This window comes from Streptococcus ovuberis (assembly GCF_012396585.1).
Classification (GTDB): domain Bacteria; phylum Bacillota; class Bacilli; order Lactobacillales; family Streptococcaceae; genus Streptococcus; species Streptococcus ovuberis.
This window is the reverse complement of sequence record NZ_JAAXPR010000010.1, coordinates 40,022-65,123: the sequence shown is the minus strand read 5'-3', so window position 1 is coordinate 65,123 and position 25,102 is coordinate 40,022. Positions and strand designations below refer to the sequence as shown.

Genomic DNA, 25,102 nt, shown 5'->3' with positions numbered 1-25,102 from the left:
AGTTGATTAAAGTTTAAGGAGTTATCACATCATGGCATTTGAAAGTTTAACGGAACGTTTGCAGGGCGTCTTTAAAAACCTGCGTGGCAAGAAAAAGATCTCTGAGTCAGATATCCAAGAGGTAACCAAAGAAATCCGTCTAGCATTGTTAGAGGCAGACGTAGCCCTTCCAGTTGTTAAGGACTTCGTCCGTAATATTCGCAACCGTGCTCTAGGACAAGAGGTTATTGACACCCTCAACCCAGCCCAACAAGTGGTCAAAATCGTTAACGAGGAATTGACAGCAATCTTGGGATCTGACACAGCCGAGATCATTAAATCTCCTAAGATTCCGACAGTCATTATGATGGTCGGTTTGCAAGGTGCTGGTAAGACGACATTTGCAGGTAAGTTAGCCAATAAGCTGATCAAAGAAGAAAAGGCTCGTCCATTCATGATTGCCGCGGACATTTACCGTCCGGCTGCCATTGATCAGCTCAAAACCCTTGGTCAGCAAATCAATGTGCCGGTCTTTGATATGGGAACGGAAGTTCCAGCTGTTGAAATCGTCCGTCAAGGGTTAGAAAAGGCACGCCAAAATCATCATGACTATGTCCTAATTGATACCGCCGGCCGCCTTCAAATTGATGAACGCCTAATGGCTGAATTGCGGGACATTAAATCCCTAGCGCAACCGAATGAAATTCTCCTCGTTGTTGATGCCATGATTGGTCAAGAAGCTGCGAATGTCGCACGCGAATTCAACGATCAGTTATCCATCACAGGGGTTATCCTAACCAAGATTGATGGAGATACTCGTGGTGGTGCGGCTCTCTCTGTTCGCCAAATCACTGGCCAACCGATTAAATTTACAGGGACAGGGGAAAAGATTACTGATATCGAAACCTTCCACCCTGACCGTATGGCTAGCCGTATCTTGGGAATGGGGGATCTCCTGACCTTGATTGAAAAGGCTTCTGCTGAGTACGATGAGAAAAAGTCTCTGGAGCTGGCAGAGAAGATGCGGGAAAACACTTTTGATTTTAATGACTTTATTGAACAATTAGATCAGGTGCAGAGCATGGGACCAATGGAGGATCTCTTAAAAATGCTTCCTGGTATGGCCGGGAATCCCGCTCTGGCGAATTTGAAGGTGGATGAGCGAGAAATCGCGCGTAAGCGTGCGATTGTCTCTTCAATGACCCCTGCAGAACGTGAAAATCCAGATCTCTTGACCCCTAGTCGTCGGAGACGTATTGCCACGGGCTCTGGGAACAGCTTTGTAGATGTTAATAAATTCATCAAGGACTTTAATCAAGCTAAATCCATGATGCAGGGCGTCATGAGCGGCGACATGCAAAAAATGATGCGTCAGATGGGTCTTAATCCCAATAACTTGCCTAAAAATATGCCAGGAATGCCTGATTTAAACGGCATGGACCTCTCTAGCCTTGGTGATATGATGGGTGGTGGTAATATGCCAAGTATGGCTGATATGTTTGGTGGTGGACTCAAAGGTAAAATAGGTGCCTTTGCAGCCGAACAGGGAATGAAGCGTATGGCGAATAAACTCAAGAAAGCTAAGAAGAAACGTAAATAACTAAGAGTAACAAGGTGTTTGGGATGTTGATGCAACCTCATCAGGCACTTTGTTCTTTTGAATTGAGGAGCTTATCACATGGGAAATTATTTTTTTCTAGTACTGTTTACTATAGCAGCCTACAGTATCTTTCGTTACTTTGCCTATCTCACAAAGGATAAGGAGAGTCATGAAGATGGCGGAAGTCTGAGCAAATTCGCCTTTGGTCGTCTCTTATTTTTCCTTGGAATGCCAATTTTGGGCATTTTTATCTACGATATCTTTAAAATTCATCTAGCAGCTAGCCCATCTAGTGGAGTAGTAGGCTTAATTACTGTGCTAGTCACGCTTTTGGGCTTGATCTTTGGCGAAATGTTCTACCAAAAATGGCGGAAATCCTCACGTGATAGGTAATTCCTATCGTCGCCTTTAAAAAGTTATAATTTACCTCATTTTCAGATCGTGATAAACTGAAACTACATCACTATATCAATGAGGTATTTTTCTATGACTAGTCAACTCCGCAAGCTCGCTTTAGGAACACTTGCTTTATCTGCTCTAGGACTTGTTGCCTGCCAATCACAATCTGGAACCGCTGTTGGTTCAGATACCCCTAAAAAAACAGTCGTTGTAGCTACAGCAGGAGATATTAAACCTTTTTCATACGAAGAAGCAGGAGAACTGACAGGTTACGACATCGAAGTTATCAAAGCTGCAAGTCAATATATCGAAGGATACGATATTTCCTTCAAAACGACTGCTTGGGAATCCATCTTCGTAGGCATGGATAGTGGAAAATTCCAGATAGCAGCAAACAACCTCTCTTATACAGATGAGCGGGCTGCAAAGTACCTGTATTCCTCCCCAATTGCGACCAATCCTTTGGTTTTGGTCGTTCCAAAAGATTCTGATATAAGATCATTGGAAGATATTGGAGGAAAAATCACTCAAGATGATACGGGAACATCAACTGCTAAACTGGTTGAAGATTGGAATACAGCACATAGCAAAAACCCATCTGTTATTGAATATTCTGGTGAAGACATCGCTAAACGTCTTTTAGACCTGTCAAATGCTGAGTTTGACTATTTAGTCTTTGATAAAATTTCTGTTGAGACAATTGTGCAACAAAATGGCTATGATTTTGAAATCATTGAGCTAGAAACAACATCCAATCCTAACAACTATATCGTTTTCTCAGACGATAGCGAAGATCTTCAAAAGCAATTCAACCAAGCTGTGTCAAAACTTTATGAAAATGGTACCTTAGAAAAATTAAGTCAAGACTATCTTGGTGGTTCATACTTACCAGACAAAAAGGAATTAAAATAGCCTTAAAATTCCCCTTAGATCACTCTGAGGGTAATTTTTAACTAATTAAAGGCCAATAAAGGCCATCAGCAACCTATCAGATTTTAAATTGTTGAATCCCTGAAACAGCAGTTAATTAATAACTACCAACTATAAACTAAAAATTTATGAACAATTGACCTAACATGGTCTAAACCCTTGATAATACTGGGATAGAAGCATAAAGTACATAGATTAAAAAATGTACTTTATTTTTGTTTTGTACTTTATTTTAAAGTGTAATATGGTATATACTTTAGTTACGATATTCCAGTTTAGTTGGAAATTCAATTGTACAAAATGAGGTAGAAAATATTAGGAAGTTAGTGAGTTCAAATGTGCATTTTTTAAGGTAATATTATGTAGATTTTAGAGGAGTACAGTAGTGATATAGTCTATATTTTTACTGCGTTAGTGGTATAATAAGAAGTATATAATATTATGTAATGGGGTGAATATTTGGCAAACAATAAAAAAATTGAATCAATAGGTGTTTCCCATCTAGCTACATTTATAGATAAAAACGATTATCTCCAATCCTATATTGATAAGAATGATAAAACTCCATCATGGGACGGAACTATACATGTTTTAAAAAATCCAACAGATAGAAAAGAAGATATTATCGGGGTGGTTCCTATCCAAGTTAAATCTACACAAAAAAGTGAGATTCCTCTTAATAATTTTCGCTTAACTTTAAGTGATCTAGAGTTGTATTTGAGGACAGGGGGAGTTGTATTATTTGTGGTTTCATTAGACAATAGTTATGAACTAAAAGGGATATATTACAAGTCTTTACCTCCATTAACAATTAAACGTCTACTTAAGAATAGCAAATCTAAAAAATCAAAAATTAAAGAACAAATTAATAAGACAGTGCTAGTTAACATTCATCCATTGCCTGCTGAAAAAGTGTATGCAGAGTTATTAGATTTTATTAGAACCAGTGACAGGCAACGTAGTTTTATTAATAAAAAATTGGTAAGTTTAAGTGAGTTACCTAAAAATAAAATTATTAAGTTTTACCATCAAGGAAAAAATCCAGTTGATATTTTTAATTATCAAGAAGAACACGATATTTTTCCTTATCTAGAAGATGCGGAAAATGGTGCTATAATTCCAGTTGATAGTACAATTAAAGTAGTTGAAATTTTTGAAGAAACTGATTTAATTTTTACTATAGGAGAAACATTTATCTTTGATAATATAAAGAGACATCGTTTTCCAGATGGTAGGGTAGAACTTCGAATTGGATCAGGATTTACATTTTCAGCTCATAAGAAAACAAACAAATTCAGTTTAAATTTTTCACGTCCCGATAATTTGTCAGAAGCCATTAGATGTACTGAAGCGTTACAAGAATTACAAAAATCAGGATATATTACATTAAATGGTGAAAGGGTAGAATTTGATGCAAATAATTTAAATGAAATTAAGTTGATGAATTTAAATGAGCATCTTGAAGAATTGCAACGCATTGCTACTATTATGGATAATATGGGCATCAACAAAAAACTTGATTTAGCATTATTTGATAGTCAATCGCAAAAAAATTTGTCCTTTCTTAATAAAGGTCTAATTTTAAGAGAAACGCTTGCTTTAAATTATGATGAATCAAAATTACTTCATCTGAAAATTGCTAACATCCACATTATCACATTATATGAATTTGAAGATGATAAGAAGGGGACTATGATAGATATTTTCAATGAAACTCCTTGGTGTCGAAGAGGGGAAGATGAAGATTATTCAGATATTTCTATTTTTGAAGTTTTTGAACCAAATGAATGGTTAAAAATAGATAATTGCAACTTTGATTCAGTAATAGCTTCCTATCAACGACTAGTTGATAATAGTTTAAATCATGAGGGGGCTGACAATACAATAATAAAAATAATTGCAGCAGCTGATATGGCAAAAGATACTGAAAGAAGAGAGACGCTGCTTAATTGGGCTCAAAGACTTTCTGATTGGAACTTAAATTATTTCAAAAATAGCGAGATAGCTATTATAAATGATCTTCAAATTAAGTATAGAAATCGAGAATTGAATAATAATGAAATGGAAACTCTTACTAGCATTTTGATTAATAATTATGGTAAAAATGAAATTTGTTTTGGTGCCTCAGTGTTGTTAAAATCAAAACAACAGGCTAATTTTTATTGGAATAAATTGGATGAGGAAACAAAAAAGAGATATTTAGATTACCCCATTTATAATTTATTTCAAAAACTATAGTTCAGTTTTATCATCACTTTGATGCTAATAGAGTTAGAATTTTAGATAATTTAGTTTTTAATATAACTAAAAGTAGGACAGTCTTATGTGGGTTGAATCAGAAGATTTTGCGTGGACTTACGCAAAAACAACTGACTTTGATTGGTTTAAAAAACGTTTGATGCATTGGATTGAATCTAGGGACTATGACGGCATACCTGAAAATACTAAAAGGCTTCAATTCTTTTGATGTTAAATATCCACACTTAATGAAAGAATGGGATTACTTGAACAATGTACTGTTGCTAAATCCAAGTGAAATAAGTGAATCTAATACAAAGAGTGTTTGGTGGATTTGTCAAAATGATTCAAATCATCACTACAAAATGTCAATATATAAACGAATTCAATGCGAAAAACGTTCTAAAGAACCGTGTTCAATCTGCAAAGGAAGGAGGCGTAAAAGGGAACATTTTCTTCCTTTTAAATGAATTTAGGAGCAAGTCTATAATAGATTTGCTCCATTTTTCCATTTTTTTCAAAAAATACAGATTAGAACATCTGAATTTAATTTGAAAACCAAAAGTATTTTTGTAGGAAATGTACATTTGAAAAAATTTCCAGTTTTCACATAAATAAAGTACATTTTCATAGTAAAATGAGACAAGCTGAAAATCCTGTTTAGACTTTAATAAAGTGCATTTTGAGCATTTTATTAAAGAAAAAATTTTTTTAGTTATTTAGCTTTGCTAAAAGATAGTCCCATAACATCTTTCCGAAAAACTATAATTTTCTTGAAAAATATGCAAGGGTGTGATATACTTCTCTTATACCCAAAACGGAGCTTAATGATGAAACGTGAACTATTACTAGAAAAGATTGAACACTTAAAGGAACGGATGCCTTGGTTTGTTCTGGAATATTATCAATCCAAGTTGGCTGTGCCTTATTCCTTTACCACCTTATATGAATACCTCAAAGAATACGATCGATTCTTTAGTTGGTTGATGGACTCTGGACTTGCTGATGTTGCTCAAATGTCTGATATTAAGCTATCTCTCCTAGAACATTTAACCAAAAAAGATATGGAAGCCTTTATCTTGTATTTGCGTGAGCGACCTTTGTTGAATGCTAATACAACCAAGCAAGGGGTTTCACAAACAACTATCAACCGGACTCTATCCGCCTTGTCTAGTCTTTACAAGTATTTGACTGAAGAGGTTGAAAATGAACAAGGAGAGCCCTACTTTTACCGAAATGTTATGAAGAAAGTCTCTACTAAAAAGCAAAAAGAGACTCTGGCTGCTCGAGCAGAAAATATCAAACAAAAACTCTTTTTAGGTGATGAGACCCAAGGTTTTTTAGACTACATCGCAAATGATTACCCTGATCAGTTGTCAAACCGTGCCCTATCATCCTTCTCTAAAAATAAGGAACGCGATTTAGCTGTCATTGCACTACTGTTAGCATCGGGAGTTCGACTTTCTGAGGCTGTTAATCTTGATTTGAAAGACTTGAACCTCAAAATGATGCTGATCGAGGTGACACGAAAAGGAGGTAAACGCGATTCTGTCAATGTCGCAAGTTTCGCTAAGCCTTATTTAGAAGATTATTTGGCCATCAGAAATAAGCGCTATAAGGCAGAAAAGACAGATCAAGCTCTCTTTTTGACAGAATACCGCGGACTACCAAACCGGATTGATGCTTCTTCTGTAGAAAAGATGGTTGCTAAATATTCTGAAAGTTTTAAAATTAGGGTCACTCCACATAAATTAAGGCATACCCTGGCAACTAGACTTTACGATGCGACTAAATCTCAGGTGCTTGTCAGCCACCAACTTGGCCATGCCAATACTCAGGTGACCGATCTCTACACCCATATCGTCAACGATGAACAAAAGAATGCTCTAGATAAACTTTAATATTTACATAACGCATATTATGTAAATATTCTTTAGATAAACATTTCAACATTAGTAGAGAAATTGATAAACTATTGGGCATGAATACTGCTTCTTCGAAACTCTTCTTTGAACTGATACATATAGAATGTTGAGAGTAAAATGACCCCTTGACTGGTATCGTTTATAGGTATCTACCATCCACCAAATCATAACATCTTTAGTGCTATCCTAGTTCCTTTTAATGTTTACGTAACTAAAATTATGTAATAAAAATAATAGTCTTTTCTAAATCTACACCTTATATATCTGTTTTATGAATACGAAACATTAAACTTCTTATTAGTTTTAGACCACTAACAAAGACTGGAGCTTTGCTACCAGTCTTTGTTAGTGGTTTTATTCAGTCGTTAAAAGTGTATAGAGTGCCCCGACCAAATTAGCCTCATTCTTGAGTGTCGTTGGAAGGATAGTCAGTTCTGGAAGGTTCATTTTAAGGACGGGATTAGCTTCTAAGATGGCAAGGTATTGATTTTTAATTTCTTCAATGACAATTGGTTGGGAACTAATTCCACCGCCGATAGCATAGGTTGTTAAATCCAAAAAAGCTTGTAGATTTAAGATGAGATAAGCGATCTGTTGACAATAGTCCCTAAATATGGCAAGAGCCTGCTCGTTTCCAGATAGAATTGCATCAAACGCTAATCGTCCATCTTTGATGTCTTGATTACCCAAAGTTTTATTGATTGTTTCGATCATTCTAACGGCAGAACCAGCCATACCTATCATTTTCTCAAAACCAGGCTTACTCAGATCGAGGGTTCCAAGACTAAGTTCGCCGGCTTGAAAATGTGGCCCCATGCGGAGCTTGCCATTTAAGACAACACCACCTCCAACACCTGTCCCTAGGACAATGACGGCACCGTCATGAACCCCTTTGAGGCTACCTAGCCAAACTTCGGCTAAAGCTGCAGCTTTGGCATCATTTTGAAGAGCTACTTTTATGCCGTAACGCTCTTGGATAATTTGTTTCAAAGGAAGTTGATCCAGATAAGTCAGTGCTCCTCCGAAATAAATCACGCCAGCCTCTGTATCGACCTTGCCAGGAATACTAAAAGCAATCCCTTGGATAGTTGTTTTTAAAGACTCTATAATGGCAAAAATAACCTCCAAAAATGCGTCTAACGATCCTTGAGGGGTTGGGCAAGTACTGGTCTCTCCAATAGACCCATTTTCCTGGATTAAGGCATATTTGATCTGGGTACCACCAACATCAATGGTTAAATAGTGAGACATAGTCTACTCCTTTGTATTTCTGTTTTTGTGTATCTGGTAATGAATTTAAATGACTGCTCTTTTAAGCACTTATTCTGTTTCTTTGAGATAACTTCAATAGGTTTCTATCAATCGTTTTTCTGACTAAATTGACTTATGAGAGGAATATATCCACGAACATAAAGCCTCACTGGCATTCGTCTTAGCGTAATCTTGATGAGACTTTAGGGTCTGGTGCCTCTTAACTATAGATTGGTTACCACTCCTTTCTCTACTTTTGATAAATCTATTATAGCAAAAATAGAAATTATTTTTGCTATAAGTTAAATCAGATTGCCTTGTTTTTCCTTTGCACGAAAATAGAGAAGTAGGCCTTTTATGAATTGCCTACTTCTCTATTTTTTAATAAGACCAAATTTTCCGAGCTAGTACCACTTTATTCTTTCTTTCTCTTTGGGAGAAAGAAGGTTAAGCTAGCTGTAAAAATGCCTAAAACTAAAGAAATTAAATGATTACGATCACCTGTTTTAGGAAGAGACTTAACTTCTTCTTTAGCTTCAGTTTTGGTGCAATTCTCTTCGTTTATAAGAAGAGAATTTGATTTTTTAGGCACCGGTAACGGTTTAAGGACATTTAAAGCAGACTTGCTCTCTACCTCCAACGTTTGTTCTACGAGAGCATCCGTTTTAGGGTGTGTGGTTTCCGTTGGTATAGTTATTTCTCTTTTTGGCGTCATCTTTTGGTCAGCTTCTTTGGGGATTCTATCTTGCTTAATCTTGCTTGAAGACCATGTCAAGTCCAATTGCTGATAACGATTCCCTTTTTGAACCTGCAATCGTGCAAAATGCATACCATCTGGTTGATTCCCTAATACGAAGTCCACGAGCTGAATGCTGTAATTTGGAATGAGACGAGTCAACTCTTTCATGAGTGCTGTTTCACTTGTAATGCCTTCTCCGTTAAAGTTTTCAAAGAGCGAGCGGACATCTAAGGTGCTGGTCACTAAGGTAGTCGCTTTAGTTTTTGGCTTGTCAGGATGTGATTGTGTCAGGTCTTGGTCTTCCTGTTTAACAGATGGATCAATTTTAACCTTAAAGTTATAAGTTTTAGTATTTTTGAGGTGATCAGAGACTTTAATGTTCACATAATCTCCATCTGTAAGTTGCTTTTCGTAGACCCATTGACGCTTATTATGGTGATAAAAGTCTCCAAATTCTCCAGGTTTGAGTACACTGTCTACCATATCACCATTGATATACAGTTTCCATCCTTCTTGTCCATCCTCTATTGTTCCAGATAACTTGACCTTACCATCTGGTGTCAAAATGGTACCATCGCGGTCGTCATCATCTGGAAGAGTAATGTTTTGAGTATTAAAAGTGAGTTTAGGGATCTGGCTATCCAGCTTCACAGCATAACCACGAGAAAAAATTCTTTTATCCCCGTTATAAACGGTCACATTTATTTGATTTGACCCATCAAACACTGGAACCTTAACTTCTCTAAGGTAGCGCTGTTGCTTCGGATCATATTCGTAAGTCTTAGACCAAGTTGGGTCAGTAAATCCGATACCTTTAGTAGCGTTATTCAATGGATTGGTATTGGTGACATTAACGCGCTGACCTTTTTTGATATGAAGTCTGTAAATCCGATAATATTGTCCTTCTTCTTCATGCCAAATTTTACCACTACGATTTCCTTCTAAATAACCGAGTGTATTATCGTCGTCATGAAAATCAGAACCACTCTCGAATTCGTTTGGGTCTTCTTGCTCTACTTCCTCTTCAACTTCGTCCTCTTCTTCAAAGTCAATTTTATCTTCTAAATCGCTATCCTCCTTTTTATCTAGTGTAGCCAGACCATACCGACGTCTACGCCATTTCCTTGGTCTAGAAGATTTGCTAAAATCTTCTTTAATGTCTTCTGCTGCTGTGCTGTAAGATACTTCCAACTTTGTCAAGTCAAAGGTTGTTTTATTGTCACCATAATCCACAGCGGTTAATTCGACATTGTCATTAATATCACTTTTATCAATATGATAATAACCATCTGAAGAAGGTTCAATCACCTTAATAGTATCTCCGTCTTTTTCTAAGGTCACTCGCTGAAGATTTGGGTCTGTGATTTTCAAAATCACTTTATCTTTTACGTCATCTTTAACAGCAACAGCTGGCGAGGTATTGTCAATCTTAAACGGAATGTAAGTATACTGCCAAGGTCGACCTTCTTCTAAGCGCGCTCTGACACGAATATAGTATTGTCCTTCTTCTAGAGGGATCTCATCGTTTGTTTTGGGATCAAAGACCGTCCCTGTCCATTCTAAATCAGGATCAGGCTCATTATAAGGTTCTAAGTAATGTTGAAGCTTTTCTTTATGAGCGCTGTTTAAAAATTTTAGCGGGTAGTGACTCCTTTTTAAAACCTTCAAAATCTTGGCTGAGGACTCGTCATTAGAATCGACAATCTCAACAACAGTCTCTTGTGCATGACGCATAGCCATCAATCTCAGGCGCATTTTAGCTTGATCGCTGATACCACCTCGCGATTGCAGGACATAAAGCTTAGAATCGGAGGTGATTTGAGAGGGATCTTTTTTCCATTGCTCATAATCAGTTCCTAAAGGTACATAGTCAAAAACCTCATGGCGACCTGTCGGATAGCCTTTGACAAAACCAGTCATCTTAGTTTTACTATCTTTTTCCCAAGCTGGAGGATCAATAATTTTTTCATCATTCCAATTGCCAAAAAATCCTGTATAAGGAATATTGAGGTCAGGTTGTCCTGAATTTAGGGATTGGAAATAGATATATCCCTCAACAAACTCATTTTTTTCTGCTTTGCCAACTTCTAGCGTCATTGGTAGTGTCACCTGACTATTTGGAGCGATTGTAATCATTCTAGCCGTTTTGAGATTGGCCCCCTCAATCCTACGTGAATGAATTGTTTCTATTGCTTGCGTTTGACCATACATTTGACGACTATGAGGATAAAGAACACTTCCTAAAACATGACCTGGTTTGATAAGGAAGGTCTGTGTCTCATTAGACAAATTTTTCATGACTAATGAGAAGTCTTTTTTAGTTGTTTCAAAGTCTTTTAGAGAAACAGCGCCTTTATTATTGTCAAACGTAACTAAAACATTAGTTTTAAGAGCTTTTTCCACATTGACAGCTCCCGCACCTTGCCGTCTTGGTGAGTATTCCAAGATGTCCTTTCCTTCTGGGACAGTATAATCTTGAAGGACATCTGTTGTGTTCTGGAATAAAATTTTATTTAATTCTGGTAATGATAGACCTTCGATCAATTGGCCACCAGTTTTTAGCAAGGTTTTGGTATGAGGAAGTAGCATAGCGCTGGCTCCGGCGACATAAGGAGAAGCCATGGATGTGCCACTAAGATTAAAGTAACTGTTTCCGTTACCGGTCGAGTAAATATTTTCGCCAGGAGCAACCACGTCTGGTTTCATCTCTAGTGTCCCTGCCACTCCCCATGAGCTAAAACCGGAAATACCTGGATGATCGAATACTTTTGTAAGAATTGGCTGAGTCTGGAAAATTAGTTCTTCTTTTTTGGGCTGTTCCTGTTTTTTTAGGTAATCCTTCAAAAGGGCTCCATCTTTTTCAGAGATACTCACTGCCCATGTTTTTTGAAATTGTCCCTTATAGTCATCTAGAAGAGTACTCCTGATTTCGGGAACAGTCTGATAGTTCCCCAGAGTGGTTGGGCTAGCTGCATTAATTAGAATAATGCCTTTAACATTTTTGCGCATCAAATCGGTTAGCTTGGTGAATAAATTCTCCTGATCCCTCCGAACGATAACAATTTTATCGGCTAGGTCTGGGAGGTTTGGAGATGCTTCTAAATCATATAATTCTTCTTGAATTTTAAATTCGTTGCTTTTCTTTTTGTCGAATAAGCTATAGTTATGCCAGTTAATATCTTCATAGGGGAGATCTAAATCACCGATCTTTAAATGAGGGAGATGCATATGGGTGTGATAATATGAGCCGACACCAATGACATGAGGGTTTGCTGCTACGGCAACAATAGCAGAATCATCTTTTTGTGGATAGGCAGAATCAACACGTCTATCAAAGGTATTGCTTGTATTAGATGATCCTGCATTTCCCATTGATGCTGTGATAATAATTCCTTTTTCCGCAGCTCTTTTAAAGGCTTCATACCAAACATCATCTTTTTGGCCGGTACCATCGCTACCGATACTTAGACTAACAATGTCAGCTCCTCTTTTAATAGCATCTTCTAAAGCAAAAAATTGATGATCTTCTTGAAAACCTTCAACATTAGAGTAACTCCAAGTTCTGTACGCTAAAAGTTGAGCGTTAGGTGCCATTCCTTTAAAACCATCCAGTTTGTTCCCAGCAAGTATGCCCGCAATGTGCATCCCATGCTCAGATGAATTATCTAATAAGTCATTGTCTCCGCCCATAAAGTCAAAGGCAAAGGGGACCTTACGGTTAAACCCAGGTGCTACTTCTTTTATCTTTAAGTCTTGATCAGTGACATCATCGTCTATTCGCATGATTTCATGATTTTTATCAATCCCGGTATCAATTGTTGCAATCACAACACCACGCCCATCTAAGGGAAGAGCACCTTGTGTTGCTTGTTGTTGACGAATCGTTTGAGCTTGATCACTCAAATGCTTCAGCTCCTTAGTACCCTGGGTGTTAGGATGCATTTCATTAGAGTGTTCAAAAGATAGCTCATCCCTCAATGTGTTTTCGTCTGATGGTGACAATTTTCCTTGTTCATGGCTCCTTTCAACTGAGAATAAAGCTTGGTCCGTTTTAGAAATCGAATCATTAACAGAATCCTCTCTTGTTGAAGAAAGTTCTTTAAGCACAGACAGTTTCTCTGTGCTGACTTCAGATACATCTTCTGGACGGCTATTGTAGCTAGCAACGATTTCAGCTTCTTCATTTAAAGTGTCAGCCTGAACCCGATGGTCTGTTAGGGCAGTGGTTAATAAGACCATTGCGGAAGTTGTTAATAGTACTGTTTGTTTTCTCGTTTTTGGGATATGTTTATCCATAATTCCTCCTATTGATTTTAATCGTTATTAATAACATTTTTTCTGATTGTTTTACGGTTTCTTTCTCCTCCTCACTAGTTAATCACTAAAAGTATATAGCTAAAGAAGCTAATCTATCTACTCTTTAACTATCATATCGCGAACTCGCTAAAATTTCAAGAAAAAATTAACCTAGGTTAATAAAAAAATTAAACAAACAAAATGGATGTGAAATTTCTGTAGATTGCTTCAGATTAGTGACGTTAAAAAAGCCTTACCACCTTGGGCAAAGCTTTTTGTCAAAAGGTTATGGTTGAGGTTGGTCCACTGCTACTGCTCCTTCAGAAACAGTTGTAGCTGGTACTGGTCCTTCTGTAATAGGGTCTTGTTGCTGACCGGTAGTTGGTATATGATTTGACCAGGCACCATTACTCACGCCAAGATAGACATGATAAGCCATTGGAATAGGAGTTTCATACTCACTTTGTTCAACCACTGTGCCACGTGGCTGGGCAGAATCAACCCAATAAGTCTCATAAGTCACTTCTGCAGAACGTGATTGAAATTCGTCGAAGAAATATTTGGCTAGTTCGCTGGCATTTTTTCCACGTAAATCTTTGAGATATGGGGTCCCTTGAGAATAAATAACCACGACATTTTTACTTTCTTTTTCTGTCAATTGCTTGCCCGCTTCAATGCTCTGAGAAATAAGAGTACCGTAACGGAGATTGGGATTGAACTGGTATTTGACCGTAACAGTCAGACCAGGTGCATTGCCAGCAACATCTGGCGATAATGTCGCAAAATCTGGGACAGCAACCCCCTTGCCTGCCGAAACAAAGACCTCAAAGGCATCCTTTTTAGAAATCTTATCTCCCGGCTTTAGAGACTGGGACAGAACATTTCCGATAGTTGCTGTCTCATTAGCCTGATCTGTATAGGTGACTTTAAGCTCATTTTTCTTGGCCCAAGCTTCAACATCTGTCTTGGTCTTACCTGCAAAGTCTGGAATTTCGATATTTTTTTCGAGCTTTTCTTGACCGCGAGAATAGTATAGAGTTGCTTTGTTTCCACGTTTGTAGTCTTGGCGAGTCACGCCTGATGAGGTGATGTCTAAGCGGATAAAGTGATCAGCATCAACCGTTTCATCAAATTCTCGCTTAAGAATTAAGTTTTCAGCTTTATGCTCTGAAATCCATTTTTCAGCTTGAGAAGTGGTCATCTTGGCGAAGTCCGGTAAGGAAAGAATCTCATCAGGATCCGCTCCGAGTGACACCACCAGGTTGATTGTTCCACCTTTTTTGACAGATTTTCCAGGTTTAACAGCTTGGGAAATAACCTGATTGACATCTTGTTCCAGACTAAATTTCTGTTCTAAAGAAAAGTCAACGTTATGCTTGACACCCCAAGCCCTAGCATCTGTTACAGGTTTACCAGTAAAGTCAGGCATAGTCACACGAGTCATTTTAAAATAAAGAAAGACGCAGGCTAAGAGGCCCAGCAAGCCCAAACCGCTCCAAATCAGGTACTTTCTTTTCTGACGCTTGTGATAAGTTGGGTCAAGTTCATAGTCATCACTGACTTCATATCGCTTTGTGGCGCGCGTCGGACGTGGTGGTCGAGAGGGACTGATTTTTGACGGAGCATCCGATACAGGTTGATCTGCTCCACTCATAAGGCTATTGAGTGCACCTGTTGTTGGATGAGTTGGTTCTGCTGATTTGGTTTCTGGTTTCGCTTTTGCCCCCTCTACTGGAAATGCCTTTGGAACGACAGGCTTAGCTTCTTCATTTGAGTGTTCTTTTTGATCATTTTCTAGCAGCTCATCGTAATTCTGACCAGAAAATTTGGATAGAAAATCACTCATGCCTACTTAGTTTTCCTTTATGTAAATAAAGAATTTGATCGCTTTGATCCGCGATTTCCTTGGCATGGGTCACGACGATGACGCACTTTTGATGCTCGTGAGCTAGTTTTTTGAAAATGTTGACAATTTCAGCTTCCATTTCTTCGTCCAAGTTCCCCGTCGGTTCGTCGGCTAGGATAATGTCGACATTGGTCGCTAAAGCGCGTGCAATAGCGACCCGCTGCTGTTCTCCCCCTGATAGCTGATTAACCAAGCGATTAGCCTTAGTCTTATCAAGGCCAATATAGCCCAAAAGATTATAAGCCACATTTTCCTTGTCCGCTGGTAGGGAATTAGCTGTGATAGCCATCGGCACCAGGACATTCTCAACAGCTGTCATATAGGGAATGAGATTATATTGCTGGAAGATAATTCCGATTTTATCCCTTCTAAAGGATTGGTAGCCAATTTCCTTGATATCTTTGCCGTCATAGAGCACTTTTCCTTCTTTGGGTTCATCGAGAGCGCTCAGTAAGGAAAGAAAGGTTGTTTTACCAGAACCCGATTGCCCCAAAATGGTGTAGAAGACGCCTTTTTCAAAAGTGACAGAGGTATCCTTTAAAATAGTCCGACGTTGTTCACCGTCTTGGTAATAATAACTCAGTTGTTTCGCTTCTAATAGAGCCACAAGCAGGTCCTCCTTACATCATGATTTTCTTTGGATTGAGTCTGAGAATATAGGCCAGAGGAGCCAGGGTTGCCAAGAGAGTCGTCCCTAGACCGACAGCATACATCAAGACAATATAAAGTGGCGTTAGCGTTACCTTATAGGCGGCGATGACATCCTCAGTTGTGTAATTGGTTTGTGCGAGTGGTCCAAACATGTAATAAGTCATCCCACCATCGTTCATTGCTTGGTTCTCTAACTGCTGTTGAATCAGACTGCCAGATAGGCTATTGGCTAAAAGATTTCCGGTCAATACAGCTAAACTAACAGCTACAAATGAAATCAGGAGAACTTCAACTAGGATTTGACCAAATACTTTGCCCTTTTGTTCTCCAAAGGATAGGTAAATGCCTAATTCATGCTTACGATCACGCAGGAAGAGCAAAACGACTAATGTGATGATCAAAATCGCTGCTAAAATGGCCACCCAGAGAACGTATCCTGCCATTTTAGACATGGCCTGAACAGGAGCGGCAATTGTATCATACTGGTCAGACGAAGCCATGATGGTATAGTATTTGGGCACCAGTGGCATGTTCTCTTCTTTAAATTTAGATACATCTTCTGGTTTTTTCAACACATATACCGGGCTGTAATAGGGTGAAGTGTCTATTTCTTCACCTTGTTCTGCGATGATAGAGGATTTTTCAAAGAAAACTTGCATAATATCAACAGCTATCTGATTCGGTGCATAGATAGTGTTAGCCTGCATTTGCTCAGACATAGCTTGACTAAATTGATCAGGATTCTGTTGAGCGTTTCCAGTATTTTCCTTAGCTGCTGCTTCAGAGGACTTGCTGTCGAAGATCCCCACAATTTCGATAGGGAATTCTCCTAATAGAGTAGCGCTTGACTGGGAACTTTCCCCACTGGTGCCATAGTTAACCTCAAAATTGCCAAAATTAACGGTATCACCCACTTTAATGTTGTTCAGTTCAGCAACTTTCTTGGAAATCAGACCAACATGCTTGCCACTGTCTACTTCTTCCTGGGTCAGGACACGCCCGTCTACAAGGCTAATTTTCTTTTCCTCAATATCAAGAATATTAGGGTATTGGACACCGTGAACCGTAAAGGCGTAATATTTCTGCTCGGGAGAATTAAATCCGCCCGCACTGCCACTTTCCTCCTGCTCCTTGATAAAATCTGGAACAAAGTACTGGACTTCTTCTGAGCCAAGACTGGCTGAAGCGCTGTAATCATAGTATTTGACGTATGAAGACTGGGCAATCTGCTGAATAATGTCAGGTGTTATGCGAGAATCAAAGCTAAAGTTACTGTCTTTCGTATACTCCTTTTGCAAGGCCTCTCCATCAACTTCAATCGTCGCAACAGCTCCCATACTGTACTTGATTTTCTCCTCAACCCTTTTACTAGCTTGCTGAATGGAAATGGCACCAGCAATCACATTAGCGATGATAAACACAATAGCAAAGAGTAAGAGCGACTTGGTTTTTCGCCTACTAACACTGAGCCAGGCACGTTTTAAAAAGTTCATGATTTGTCCTCCTTATTAAGATAGGGAAATGGAAACCGGTTACAATAATTTTACACCTTTTTCGGTTGAATATCAAGGGCTCGTCTCATTTTTATGAATCAGGGGCAAATAAAACGAATAATCTGACATAATTTATTTTATGTCGTCAAAGAAACACTTATTTACCCATTTCTGATCATAAGGGCTGTCAGTAAGAAGCTCACAAGCTTTATCCAGTGATAACCAGTCGATCCTCTCCACTTCAATCCTTTGGATTGAGATGGTTTCTTTAGCCATATCTGGAATCAAAGCTTTGTAGTAATGCATGATGCACTTGATATCTGGTCTAGCCTCATAACCTAGATAGGTAAAGTCGAGTCGAAAAAGAGATAGCTCTTCAGCTACTTCTCTTGAAATCGCCTGTTCAGGAGTTTCACCAGCCAGCATGGATCCACCTGTGAAAATGTCCCAAACTCCAGGATTAGTTTCTTTGCAAAAGGAACGCTGTTGGACTAAAACCTGCCCAGTTTGGTCATAGAGCAAGGCATTGACACAACCATGGTATTGGCCGGGTTTTAACGCATTGACCCGACTTCGTTCTATTAATTGTCCTGTTTTACGGTTCTGTTGATCATAAATATCCCAGATTTCCATTAGGTTCTCCATTCATCATAGATTTGTCCAGATAAGGCTTTTTGAACAGCAATTTTCCGATCAGAGATCATATTTGTAGGCAACTTGTCAGGAAAAAACCAAGCTAGTTCGGCATTTTTGCGAGCTTCCATGATTCTTGGCTGCCCTGTGAATTGTTTAACCATAAAATAAAGATAGAGATAAGGAAAAGCATCCTCTTGCCCGACTCTGTGGACTGTATGAACAAGTTGAAGCGCCTCTGGGGTTATGTCTATGCCTAACTCCTCAAGGCATTCGCGAATGACGGCTTCCCTTGCTGTCTCCCCAGCGTCAAGATGTCCAGTACCAGCTAGATCCCAATACCCATCCATGTAGCCAGTATTTTGTCTCTTATGAAGGAGAATTTGTCCCTCCGAGTTGAAAATCATCGGAAAGATGGCAGCATAGAGTTTAAAATGGTCTTTTCTCATCTTGAATTCCTCTCTTTGGCGACAGGGTAACGGTGGTCCCCTGTTCGACCTCACTTTCGACAGTGATAGCCAGTTCTAAATCATCTAGAACCTTTTTAGCCATAAAAAGTCCTAGACCTGTTGACTTGTGGTATTTATGCCCATTAAAACCGGTGAACCCTTCGTCAAAGAGTCTGGGCAAATCTTCTGCGAGAATCCCGATTCCATGGTCCTTAATCCGAATCCCTTTCTCATAAAGTGAGATTGTAATCTTACCTCCGCGTTTGCTGTATTTGATCGCATTATCAATGAATTGACTGAGGGCAAAGGAAAGCCATTTGGCGTCTGAATTGAGGATACAGTCTCCTTCTATGTGCACAGATAAGTCCTTGGTTAGACATTGGACCCGATAATCTTTGATGATTTGGCTCACTATTGGTCTCACGTGCAAACGTTCAAAGCGAAAATCATCGGTCTTGTCTTGAAACTTGAGGTAAGTTAGTAAGATGGTCAGATAATGGTCAATAGTTTGGACCTGACTGGCTACTTGCTGAGGGTTCAATTTCTCTGTTTGAACCAAGAGATCCAAGCTGGCCAGAGGAACCTTTATCTGATGCCCCCACATCTTAATCAAGGATTTAAGCTGATTAAGTTCTTGTAAGAGCGTTTCTGTTTGTTCCTGGTTCTTTTGTCGCTCTAGTTGAAGGGCTTCTTGAGCAGCTGTGACCAAGGGACTAAACGAAGATGGTCTTTCATTGTTGGGGTTGGGATGTCTTAAAGAGTACCATTCTTTCCTAAAACGCATCAGGGCACCTAACGCGAAAAAAACGAAAAGTGTCAAAGCGAAGATTAGGGCATTGGCAAAATAAGCCATAGGAAGGCGATAGAGCCAAAAAGTGGTGAGAAAAAGACAGGCTAAGGCGACATAGAGCAGTAACCAAGCCATATATTCCTTTAGAAACTTACCAATCACGGAATCAAAAAACCTACCCCTCTAATGGTGTGAATCTCTTCAAATGCCACTTGACGCAACTTTTTACGCAATCGAGTCATGTTGACATTAAGTGTGTTTTGATCAATAAAATCATCGTTTTCCCAAAGCTTATCTAGCAATTTTTCCTTAGAAACCAATTGTCCTTTCTGGCTAAGAAGAATGTGAAGAATCTTATTTTCGGTCGGAGAAAGCTGGACGCTTCCAGCTAATCCAGAAAATTCCCCATCAAGGCTGAGCCGATAGTCGCCAAAAACCAACTCTGTTTCACTATAATCTTGGCTACGGCGTAAAAAAGCCGCAATCTTAGCCTCTAATACCGACAAGGAAAAAGGTTTAGCGATGAAGTCATCCGCCCCCATATTAAGGGCCATGATAGCGTTCATCTCCTCATTAGCACTGGAGATAAATATGACAGGAACTTTGGTAAATTGGCGAATTTCAGTCGTCCAGTAAAACCCATTAAAGTAGGGTAAGGTAATATCCATCAAAATCAAATCAGGAGCTGCTTCTTCAACTTCTTGTTTGACAGAGCGAAAATTAAGTACACTAATGACTTGATAACTAGATTTAAAATGGTCTTTTAATGATTGGACGATAACAGGATCATCTTCTACTACAAAAATCGTTTTCATACTCTTATTTTACAAAAAAGTGGCATCCTCTGCCACTTTTTGCCTACCTTTCAATGATTTTGTAATAGGCACGACTGGTTAACCGGTAAATGATGAAATAAAGGAAAATAAAGCTAGCCATCGTGATGCCTGTCATTTGCAATAAAATCTGATTGTCCAAAATACCCATTTCCCTGATAATGCGGCCAATCAGAAAGAGGGCAAAGGATACATGAGAAACACTGACGATTAACGGAAGGAAGAAGATGATCCAGACCTGGCTACTGATGGTCTTTTTGACCATTTTAGGGCTCATTCCAATCTCCTGCAAGACCTTATAGGCTTTTTTATCTTCGTAGCCCTCAGAGATTTGCTTGAAGTACATGATGAGACAGGCACCCAGCAGGAAGGACATGCCAATGATAAACCCAATGAAGATAAAGGTTCCAGTAAAGGAGAGGTTATCTTGAATACTTTCTTCTCTATTGTTCAGAATATAAGAGTAGTCTTTATCTTGGTACGTTAGGTTTTGCAACTGCTGGTACTGATCAGAGGTGAGCTGGACAGTTGTGCTATAAGAGAGGGGAAAATTTTGCTCAGCATTGGAAGCAGGAGCATAGCCCTTACTGATGGCATAATGCATTGCAAATTCGGCAAGCCTCTCCATATCCTTAACCACTATCAGAGCATAAGGCCTTGGCTCCATATAGAGGTTTTGACGAATCGAGGTCGCTGCCGTAATGGGCTTGACTGCATAAACGGTTTCTGTGCCGATAGCGATGGTTTTAGTTTTCAAATCTTTAGAAAAGGTTTGATGATAGTAGCCTACTGTATGCTCGTCTAAATCCAATTCAATCCCTTCAAGTCGCTTGTATTCTTCTGCTGTAATGATTATTAACTGCACTCGATTAACGGCCCTATAATCCTCAGCAGTTGCCAAATCTAGCACTTCCGTATTTGTAAGCGACGGATACTCGTCATAATGCAGGATACTAGACCAGCTATCAGGTTGGGGCTCTAATTTTGTTAAAAGAGCCTCTATCCCTTGAGCAGCTTTTTCCTTATCAGTGATAAAAATCTGCCGAATGACCGTATTTTTGTCCTTAGGGTACTGCTGATCAACACTAGCAGACACCATGAAGTAGATGGTGCTGGTTGCGATGAGGGTCACCATAACCATAGTGGCCAAGATAGTGATATTGCCTAAACCAAAAGCGTTTTGCTTCATTCGGTAAAGCATCTGCGAGACAGGGATAAAATGCTGGCGCTTGTAAAAATAAGCCTTGTTTTGCTTTTGCTTTTTCAAAAACCAAGTGGTGAAGCTGACAAAGAAGAGATAAGTGCCAAAGATAACCGCTAAAACGGCTAAAAAAATTAGCTTTAGATAGGCTTCATTGAAATTAACGGGTTCTTTGACTGCAAAGACATAAGCTGTCACAATGAGGATTATCCCAAGTAATCCTAAAATGACATTGCCCTTAGGCTCTTTTTCCCCTTTACGGCTAGTAGAGAGCATATCAAGAGACGACAGTTGGCCAATCTGCCATCCTGTCAGGGCGATCAATCCGCTAAAGAGCGTTACAAATAAAAGGATAGACAGATGGTAGCCGCTCGGTTGAATGACTAGATCAAAACCCTCCATTTGTAGGAGATTGACTAGAATCAGATAAAGAAACTTGGCCAAGACAGTAGCCAGTACTATACCAGAAAGAATAACGCCAAAGCCAACCAGAGCTAGCTCAATACTGGCAATCGTTGCGATCCGCTTACGGTTCATACCAAGAACATTGTAAAGGCCGAATTCCTTGAAGCGCTGTTTAATCAAAAACCGATGACTATAGGTCACAATGATAGCAGAAAATATCGCAATGACCCAAAAGGCAAACTGCAATAAAACCGGTGTGGTCCGTCTCGCCTGAACTTCTGGCGATAACCAAATCAAGTTAATGGTGTTTAGCAAAACAAAGAGCGTAACACTGGATAAAATAAACGGAGCATAAGTTTGGTAGGATTTTTTCAAATTCCCCAAGGCAAGTTTTAGGAAGAACATTTACTCACCTCCTAAAAGACTGGTCATAGCGAGTGAAATGGTCTTGTAAAATTCCGTCTGCGTCTGGCTACCACGGTAGAGTTGATGGAAAATCCTGCCATCTTTAATAAAGAGAACACGCCCAGCGTGACTAGCTGCCATACTAGAATGCGTCACCATGAGAATAGTCTGCCCTCCAGTATTGATGGCCTCAAAGATCCGCATTAAGTCTTCTGAATTGCGATAGTCCAAGGCGGCTGTCGGCTCATCAGCTAGAATCAGTTGCGGATTGGTAATCAGAGCTCTGGCAATGGCTACGCGCTGTTGCTGACCACCAGAAAGCTCAAAAGGACGCTGATCTAATAAAGCTTCAATCCCTAGTTTACGAGCTAAGTCTGGCAGGCGCGCTTCCATTTCTTGGGGAGGCTGATTACTCAAGACTAGAGGCAAGAAAATATTATCTCGGATAGTCAGATTATCCAGCAAGTTGAAATCCTGAAAGACGAAGCCTAGGTTGTTAAGGCGAAAATCAGCTAACTCGCCTTCCTTGATATGGCTAATGCTCTGACCATCGAGAATGACCGTCCCTGAACTCGGCCGATCCAAGGTGGCTAAAATGTTGAGCAGGGTCGTCTTCCCTGATCCAGACTCTCCCATGATGGCGACAAATTCGCCTTTTTCGACCTGAAAATGAACATCCTGTAAGGCCTGAACCTCCGTCTTAGAAAATCGTGTCTTGAAAACCCGTTTCAGGTGTTTGGCTTGTAAAAACATGTCACTTCCTCCTTAGCTAGTCCTTCTTTTACTTATTGTAGCAAATTTATAGTTCTATTGTAAGGGATTTCGGTGACTATTGCACTTACAGCTTCTGTCTGTTGACTTACAAAATTGTAAGAATAAAGTATTTAGGAAACATGTTAGATAGATTGATGGGTGAAGGAAACTTTAGCTTTGTAACCGATTGCCATTTTGGGTATTTTATGTTATTCTTATGAAAGAAGACATTGTTTTACAATATACTAGGAAGGGAATTGAAGCGAAGATGAATGATAATCGAAAATTTCTAATTACCGCCATAACCTATTTTCTCCTTATGGCCATGATAAAGCATCTTTTTCACTTAGAAAATCGCTGGTGGATTTCCATTGGTCTTCTGATTGGGACTTATCTGGGTCACAAATGGTTTAGCAAGAAATAAGACCATCCAATACTAAAACACAAGGAACGGTTGACTTGATACATGACAAGCCTACTGCTTCCTTGTGTTTTTTCTTGTTTATAAATTCTGTCTCGCTTAACCTCTTTTCACAGAATAGCCTGAGAAATCCCAAACCTCACTAACGAGTCCCTCGTAAAATTCTGGCTCGTGGCAAACCATGAGAATACTTCCCTTATAGGCTTTTAAGGCGCGTTTGAGTTCATCCTTGGCATCCACATCCAAGTGATTGGTTGGCTCATCCAAAATAAGAACGTTACTTTCCTTGTTTTGGAGTTTACAGAGGCGAACCTTGGCCTGCTCACCTCCACTTAACACGCGGACATTGCTTTCGATATGCTTTGTGGTCAGACCACACTTGGCAAGAGCTGCGCGGACTTCAGCCTGATTCATGTAGGGGAAAGTGTCCCAGATCTCATTGAGGCAAGACTTATCAATATCACCAGACATCTCCTGCTCAAAGTAACCAATTTCGAGAAACTCTCCGCGTTCAACCTGACCCTCTAGAGGCTTTATTAGTCCCAACAAACTCTTGAGCAGAGTCGTTTTCCCGATACCATTTGATCCTGTAATAGCAATTTTTTGCCCGCGCTGCATTTCTAGGCTCATGGGCTGAGTTAGCGCCTGATCATACCCAATCACCAGATTATCCGTTTTGAAAATGTAGCGCCCTGGTGTCCTCGCTGGTAAGAAATGAAATTCTGGCTTCGGACGTTCTTGCACCAATTCAATCATTTCCATCTTGTCTAGTTTCTTTTGGCGAGACATGGCCATGTTACGAGTAGCAACCCGTGCTTTATTTCTAGCAACGAAATCTTTGAGATCTGCAATCTCCTTTTGTTGGCGATTGTAAGCCGCCTCTATCTGAGCCTTTTTCATCGCATAGACTTCCTGGAACTTGTCATAGTCTCCAACATAGCGGTTGAGTTGCTGGTTATCCATATGGTAAATCAGGTTAATCACACTATTGAGGAAAGGAATATCGTGGGAAATCAAAATAAAGGCATTTTCATAGTCATTGAGGTAACGGCGGAGCCATTCAATATGTTCAGCATCCAGGTAGTTCGTTGGCTCATCGAGAAGCAAGATATCAGGCTTTTCCAACAAGAGCTTAGCCAGCAAAATCTTAGTCCGCTGTCCTCCGGATAGTTCTGTGACATCTGAATCAAGGCCAAAAGCCATAATTCCTAAGGCGCGTGCAACTTCCTCAACCTTGCTATCAACGATGTAAAAATCGTTTGTTTCCAAAAGATCCTGTAATTCGCCGGTCTCTTCCATCAACTCAGCCATTTGAGCATCATCAGCCTCTGCCATTTCCATATAGACTTCTCCGAGGCGTGCTTCATATTCGTAAAGATAGGCAAACGCGCTACGCAAGACATCACGGATGGTCATCCCTGGTTCCAAAACGGTATGTTGGTCTAAGTAGCCAACACGTACACGCTTGCTCCACTCGACCTTGCCTTCGTCTGGTTGGAGTTTACCTGTGATGATGTTCATAAAGGTAGACTTTCCTTCGCCATTGGCACCAATAAGGCCAATATGCTCCCCTTTTAAGAGACGGAAAGATACATCATCAAAAATCGCACGCTCTCCAAAACCGTGGGTTAAATGTTCAACTGTTAAAATACTCATAATCTCTACAATCCTTCTGATAATCTGGCTAGTCAATCTAGCAACCTCTACTATTTTACCCTATTTTACTAGTTTTGTCTGGACAAATTTTCAAAAATGTTTCCCTAAATTAAGAAAAACCTTCCACTGGGAAAGGTTTTTCTTATAAG

18 protein-coding genes are annotated in these 25,102 nt (G+C 39.5%); 6 read left to right on the top strand and 12 right to left on the bottom strand.

The window, feature by feature from the left end; translation table 11 throughout:
• Positions 1 to 31: 31 nt before the first annotated feature.
• The 6 genes from ffh to xerS all read left to right on the top strand — a co-directional run bounded on the left by ffh (position 32) and on the right by xerS (position 7,047).
• On the top strand, positions 32 to 1,579 hold the full coding sequence (gene ffh / locus HF992_RS06730; protein ID WP_168549289.1) for a signal recognition particle protein: 1,548 nt from the start codon (positions 32 to 34) through the stop codon (positions 1,577 to 1,579).
• Positions 1,580 to 1,657: 78 nt separating this feature from the next.
• Complete coding sequence (locus HF992_RS06725) at positions 1,658 to 1,972, top strand: hypothetical protein (RefSeq protein ID WP_168549288.1); 315 nt, start codon at positions 1,658 to 1,660, stop codon at positions 1,970 to 1,972.
• Positions 1,973 to 2,065: 93 nt separating this feature from the next.
• Complete coding sequence (locus HF992_RS06720) at positions 2,066 to 2,890, top strand: transporter substrate-binding domain-containing protein (RefSeq protein WP_168549287.1); 825 nt, start codon at positions 2,066 to 2,068, stop codon at positions 2,888 to 2,890.
• Positions 2,891 to 3,367: 477 nt separating this feature from the next.
• Positions 3,368 to 5,146: a DUF4365 domain-containing protein gene (locus HF992_RS06715; RefSeq protein ID WP_168549286.1), complete on the top strand. Its 1,779-nt coding sequence runs from the start codon at positions 3,368 to 3,370 to the stop codon at positions 5,144 to 5,146.
• Positions 5,147 to 5,331: 185 nt separating this feature from the next.
• Positions 5,332 to 5,616: a zinc-ribbon domain-containing protein gene (locus HF992_RS06710; RefSeq protein WP_343032961.1), complete on the top strand. Its 285-nt coding sequence runs from the start codon at positions 5,332 to 5,334 to the stop codon at positions 5,614 to 5,616.
• A gap of 360 nt (positions 5,617 to 5,976) precedes the next feature.
• Entirely contained in the window at positions 5,977 to 7,047 is a 1,071-nt protein-coding gene (xerS, locus tag HF992_RS06705; protein ID WP_168549284.1) for a tyrosine recombinase XerS, read from the top strand.
• Between the two features lie 378 nt (positions 7,048 to 7,425).
• Here the strand turns inward: xerS and HF992_RS06700 are convergent, their stop codons facing one another.
• From HF992_RS06700 to HF992_RS06645, 12 genes are all read right to left on the bottom strand, one after another.
• On the bottom strand, positions 7,426 to 8,322 hold the full coding sequence (locus HF992_RS06700; RefSeq protein ID WP_168549283.1) for an ROK family protein: 897 nt from the start codon (positions 8,320 to 8,322) through the stop codon (positions 7,426 to 7,428).
• A 415-nt stretch (positions 8,323 to 8,737) separates the two neighbouring features.
• Positions 8,738 to 13,357: a S8 family serine peptidase gene (locus tag HF992_RS06695; protein WP_168549282.1), complete on the bottom strand. Its 4,620-nt coding sequence runs from the start codon at positions 13,355 to 13,357 to the stop codon at positions 8,738 to 8,740.
• Positions 13,358 to 13,643: 286 nt separating this feature from the next.
• On the bottom strand, positions 13,644 to 15,203 hold the full coding sequence (locus HF992_RS06690) for a PASTA domain-containing protein (RefSeq protein WP_168549281.1): 1,560 nt from the start codon (positions 15,201 to 15,203) through the stop codon (positions 13,644 to 13,646).
• Entirely contained in the window at positions 15,196 to 15,870 is a 675-nt protein-coding gene (locus HF992_RS06685) for an ATP-binding cassette domain-containing protein (protein ID WP_168549280.1), read from the bottom strand. Before HF992_RS06685 ends, HF992_RS06690 begins: the two co-directional genes overlap by 8 nt.
• A gap of 13 nt (positions 15,871 to 15,883) precedes the next feature.
• Positions 15,884 to 17,407: an ABC transporter permease gene (locus tag HF992_RS06680; RefSeq protein WP_168549279.1), complete on the bottom strand. Its 1,524-nt coding sequence runs from the start codon at positions 17,405 to 17,407 to the stop codon at positions 15,884 to 15,886.
• A gap of 132 nt (positions 17,408 to 17,539) precedes the next feature.
• Positions 17,540 to 18,040, bottom strand: coding sequence for an NUDIX domain-containing protein (locus HF992_RS06675; RefSeq protein WP_168549278.1), 501 nt, complete (start codon positions 18,038 to 18,040; stop codon positions 17,540 to 17,542).
• Entirely contained in the window at positions 18,040 to 18,489 is a 450-nt protein-coding gene (locus HF992_RS06670; protein WP_168549277.1) for an NUDIX domain-containing protein, read from the bottom strand. Before HF992_RS06670 ends, HF992_RS06675 begins: the two co-directional genes overlap by 1 nt.
• Positions 18,470 to 19,414 carry a sensor histidine kinase gene (locus tag HF992_RS06665; RefSeq protein ID WP_210729438.1) on the bottom strand — a complete coding sequence of 315 codons (945 nt, stop codon included), beginning with the start codon at positions 19,412 to 19,414 and terminating at the stop codon, positions 18,470 to 18,472. Before HF992_RS06665 ends, HF992_RS06670 begins: the two co-directional genes overlap by 20 nt.
• A gap of 23 nt (positions 19,415 to 19,437) precedes the next feature.
• The gene (locus tag HF992_RS06660; RefSeq protein WP_168549275.1) at positions 19,438 to 20,094 is read right to left on the bottom strand and encodes a response regulator transcription factor; all 657 of its coding nucleotides are present in this window, start codon (positions 20,092 to 20,094) and stop codon (positions 19,438 to 19,440) included.
• Positions 20,095 to 20,137: 43 nt separating this feature from the next.
• Positions 20,138 to 22,123, bottom strand: coding sequence for an ABC transporter permease (locus HF992_RS06655; protein WP_168549274.1), 1,986 nt, complete (start codon positions 22,121 to 22,123; stop codon positions 20,138 to 20,140).
• Positions 22,124 to 22,876, bottom strand: coding sequence for an ABC transporter ATP-binding protein (locus tag HF992_RS06650; protein WP_168549273.1), 753 nt, complete (start codon positions 22,874 to 22,876; stop codon positions 22,124 to 22,126).
• Positions 22,877 to 23,396: 520 nt separating this feature from the next.
• On the bottom strand, positions 23,397 to 24,953 hold the full coding sequence (locus tag HF992_RS06645) for an ABC-F family ATP-binding cassette domain-containing protein (protein ID WP_168549272.1): 1,557 nt from the start codon (positions 24,951 to 24,953) through the stop codon (positions 23,397 to 23,399).
• Positions 24,954 to 25,102: the final 149 nt, after the last annotated feature.

Coding starts and splice junctions, on each gene's coding strand:
- ffh (WP_168549289.1), top strand. CDS start 32: ATGGCATTTGAAAGTTTAACGGAACGTTTGCAGGGCGTCTTTAAAAAC.
- HF992_RS06725 (WP_168549288.1), top strand. CDS start 1,658: ATGGGAAATTATTTTTTTCTAGTACTGTTTACTATAGCAGCCTACAGT.
- HF992_RS06720 (WP_168549287.1), top strand. CDS start 2,066: ATGACTAGTCAACTCCGCAAGCTCGCTTTAGGAACACTTGCTTTATCT.
- HF992_RS06710 (WP_343032961.1), top strand. CDS start 5,332: ATGACGGCATACCTGAAAATACTAAAAGGCTTCAATTCTTTTGATGTT.
- xerS (WP_168549284.1), top strand. CDS start 5,977: ATGAAACGTGAACTATTACTAGAAAAGATTGAACACTTAAAGGAACGG.
- HF992_RS06700 (WP_168549283.1), bottom strand. CDS start 8,322: ATGTCTCACTATTTAACCATTGATGTTGGTGGTACCCAGATCAAATAT.
- HF992_RS06695 (WP_168549282.1), bottom strand. CDS start 13,357: ATGGATAAACATATCCCAAAAACGAGAAAACAAACAGTACTATTAACA.
- HF992_RS06690 (WP_168549281.1), bottom strand. CDS start 15,203: ATGAGTGATTTTCTATCCAAATTTTCTGGTCAGAATTACGATGAGCTG.
- HF992_RS06680 (WP_168549279.1), bottom strand. CDS start 17,407: ATGAACTTTTTAAAACGTGCCTGGCTCAGTGTTAGTAGGCGAAAAACC.
- HF992_RS06675 (WP_168549278.1), bottom strand. CDS start 18,040: ATGGAAATCTGGGATATTTATGATCAACAGAACCGTAAAACAGGACAA.
- HF992_RS06670 (WP_168549277.1), bottom strand. CDS start 18,489: ATGAGAAAAGACCATTTTAAACTCTATGCTGCCATCTTTCCGATGATT.
- HF992_RS06665 (WP_210729438.1), bottom strand. CDS start 19,414: ATGGCTTGGTTACTGCTCTATGTCGCCTTAGCCTGTCTTTTTCTCACC.
- HF992_RS06660 (WP_168549275.1), bottom strand. CDS start 20,094: ATGAAAACGATTTTTGTAGTAGAAGATGATCCTGTTATCGTCCAATCA.
- HF992_RS06655 (WP_168549274.1), bottom strand. CDS start 22,123: ATGTTCTTCCTAAAACTTGCCTTGGGGAATTTGAAAAAATCCTACCAA.
- HF992_RS06650 (WP_168549273.1), bottom strand. CDS start 22,876: ATGTTTTTACAAGCCAAACACCTGAAACGGGTTTTCAAGACACGATTT.
- HF992_RS06645 (WP_168549272.1), bottom strand. CDS start 24,953: ATGAGTATTTTAACAGTTGAACATTTAACCCACGGTTTTGGAGAGCGT.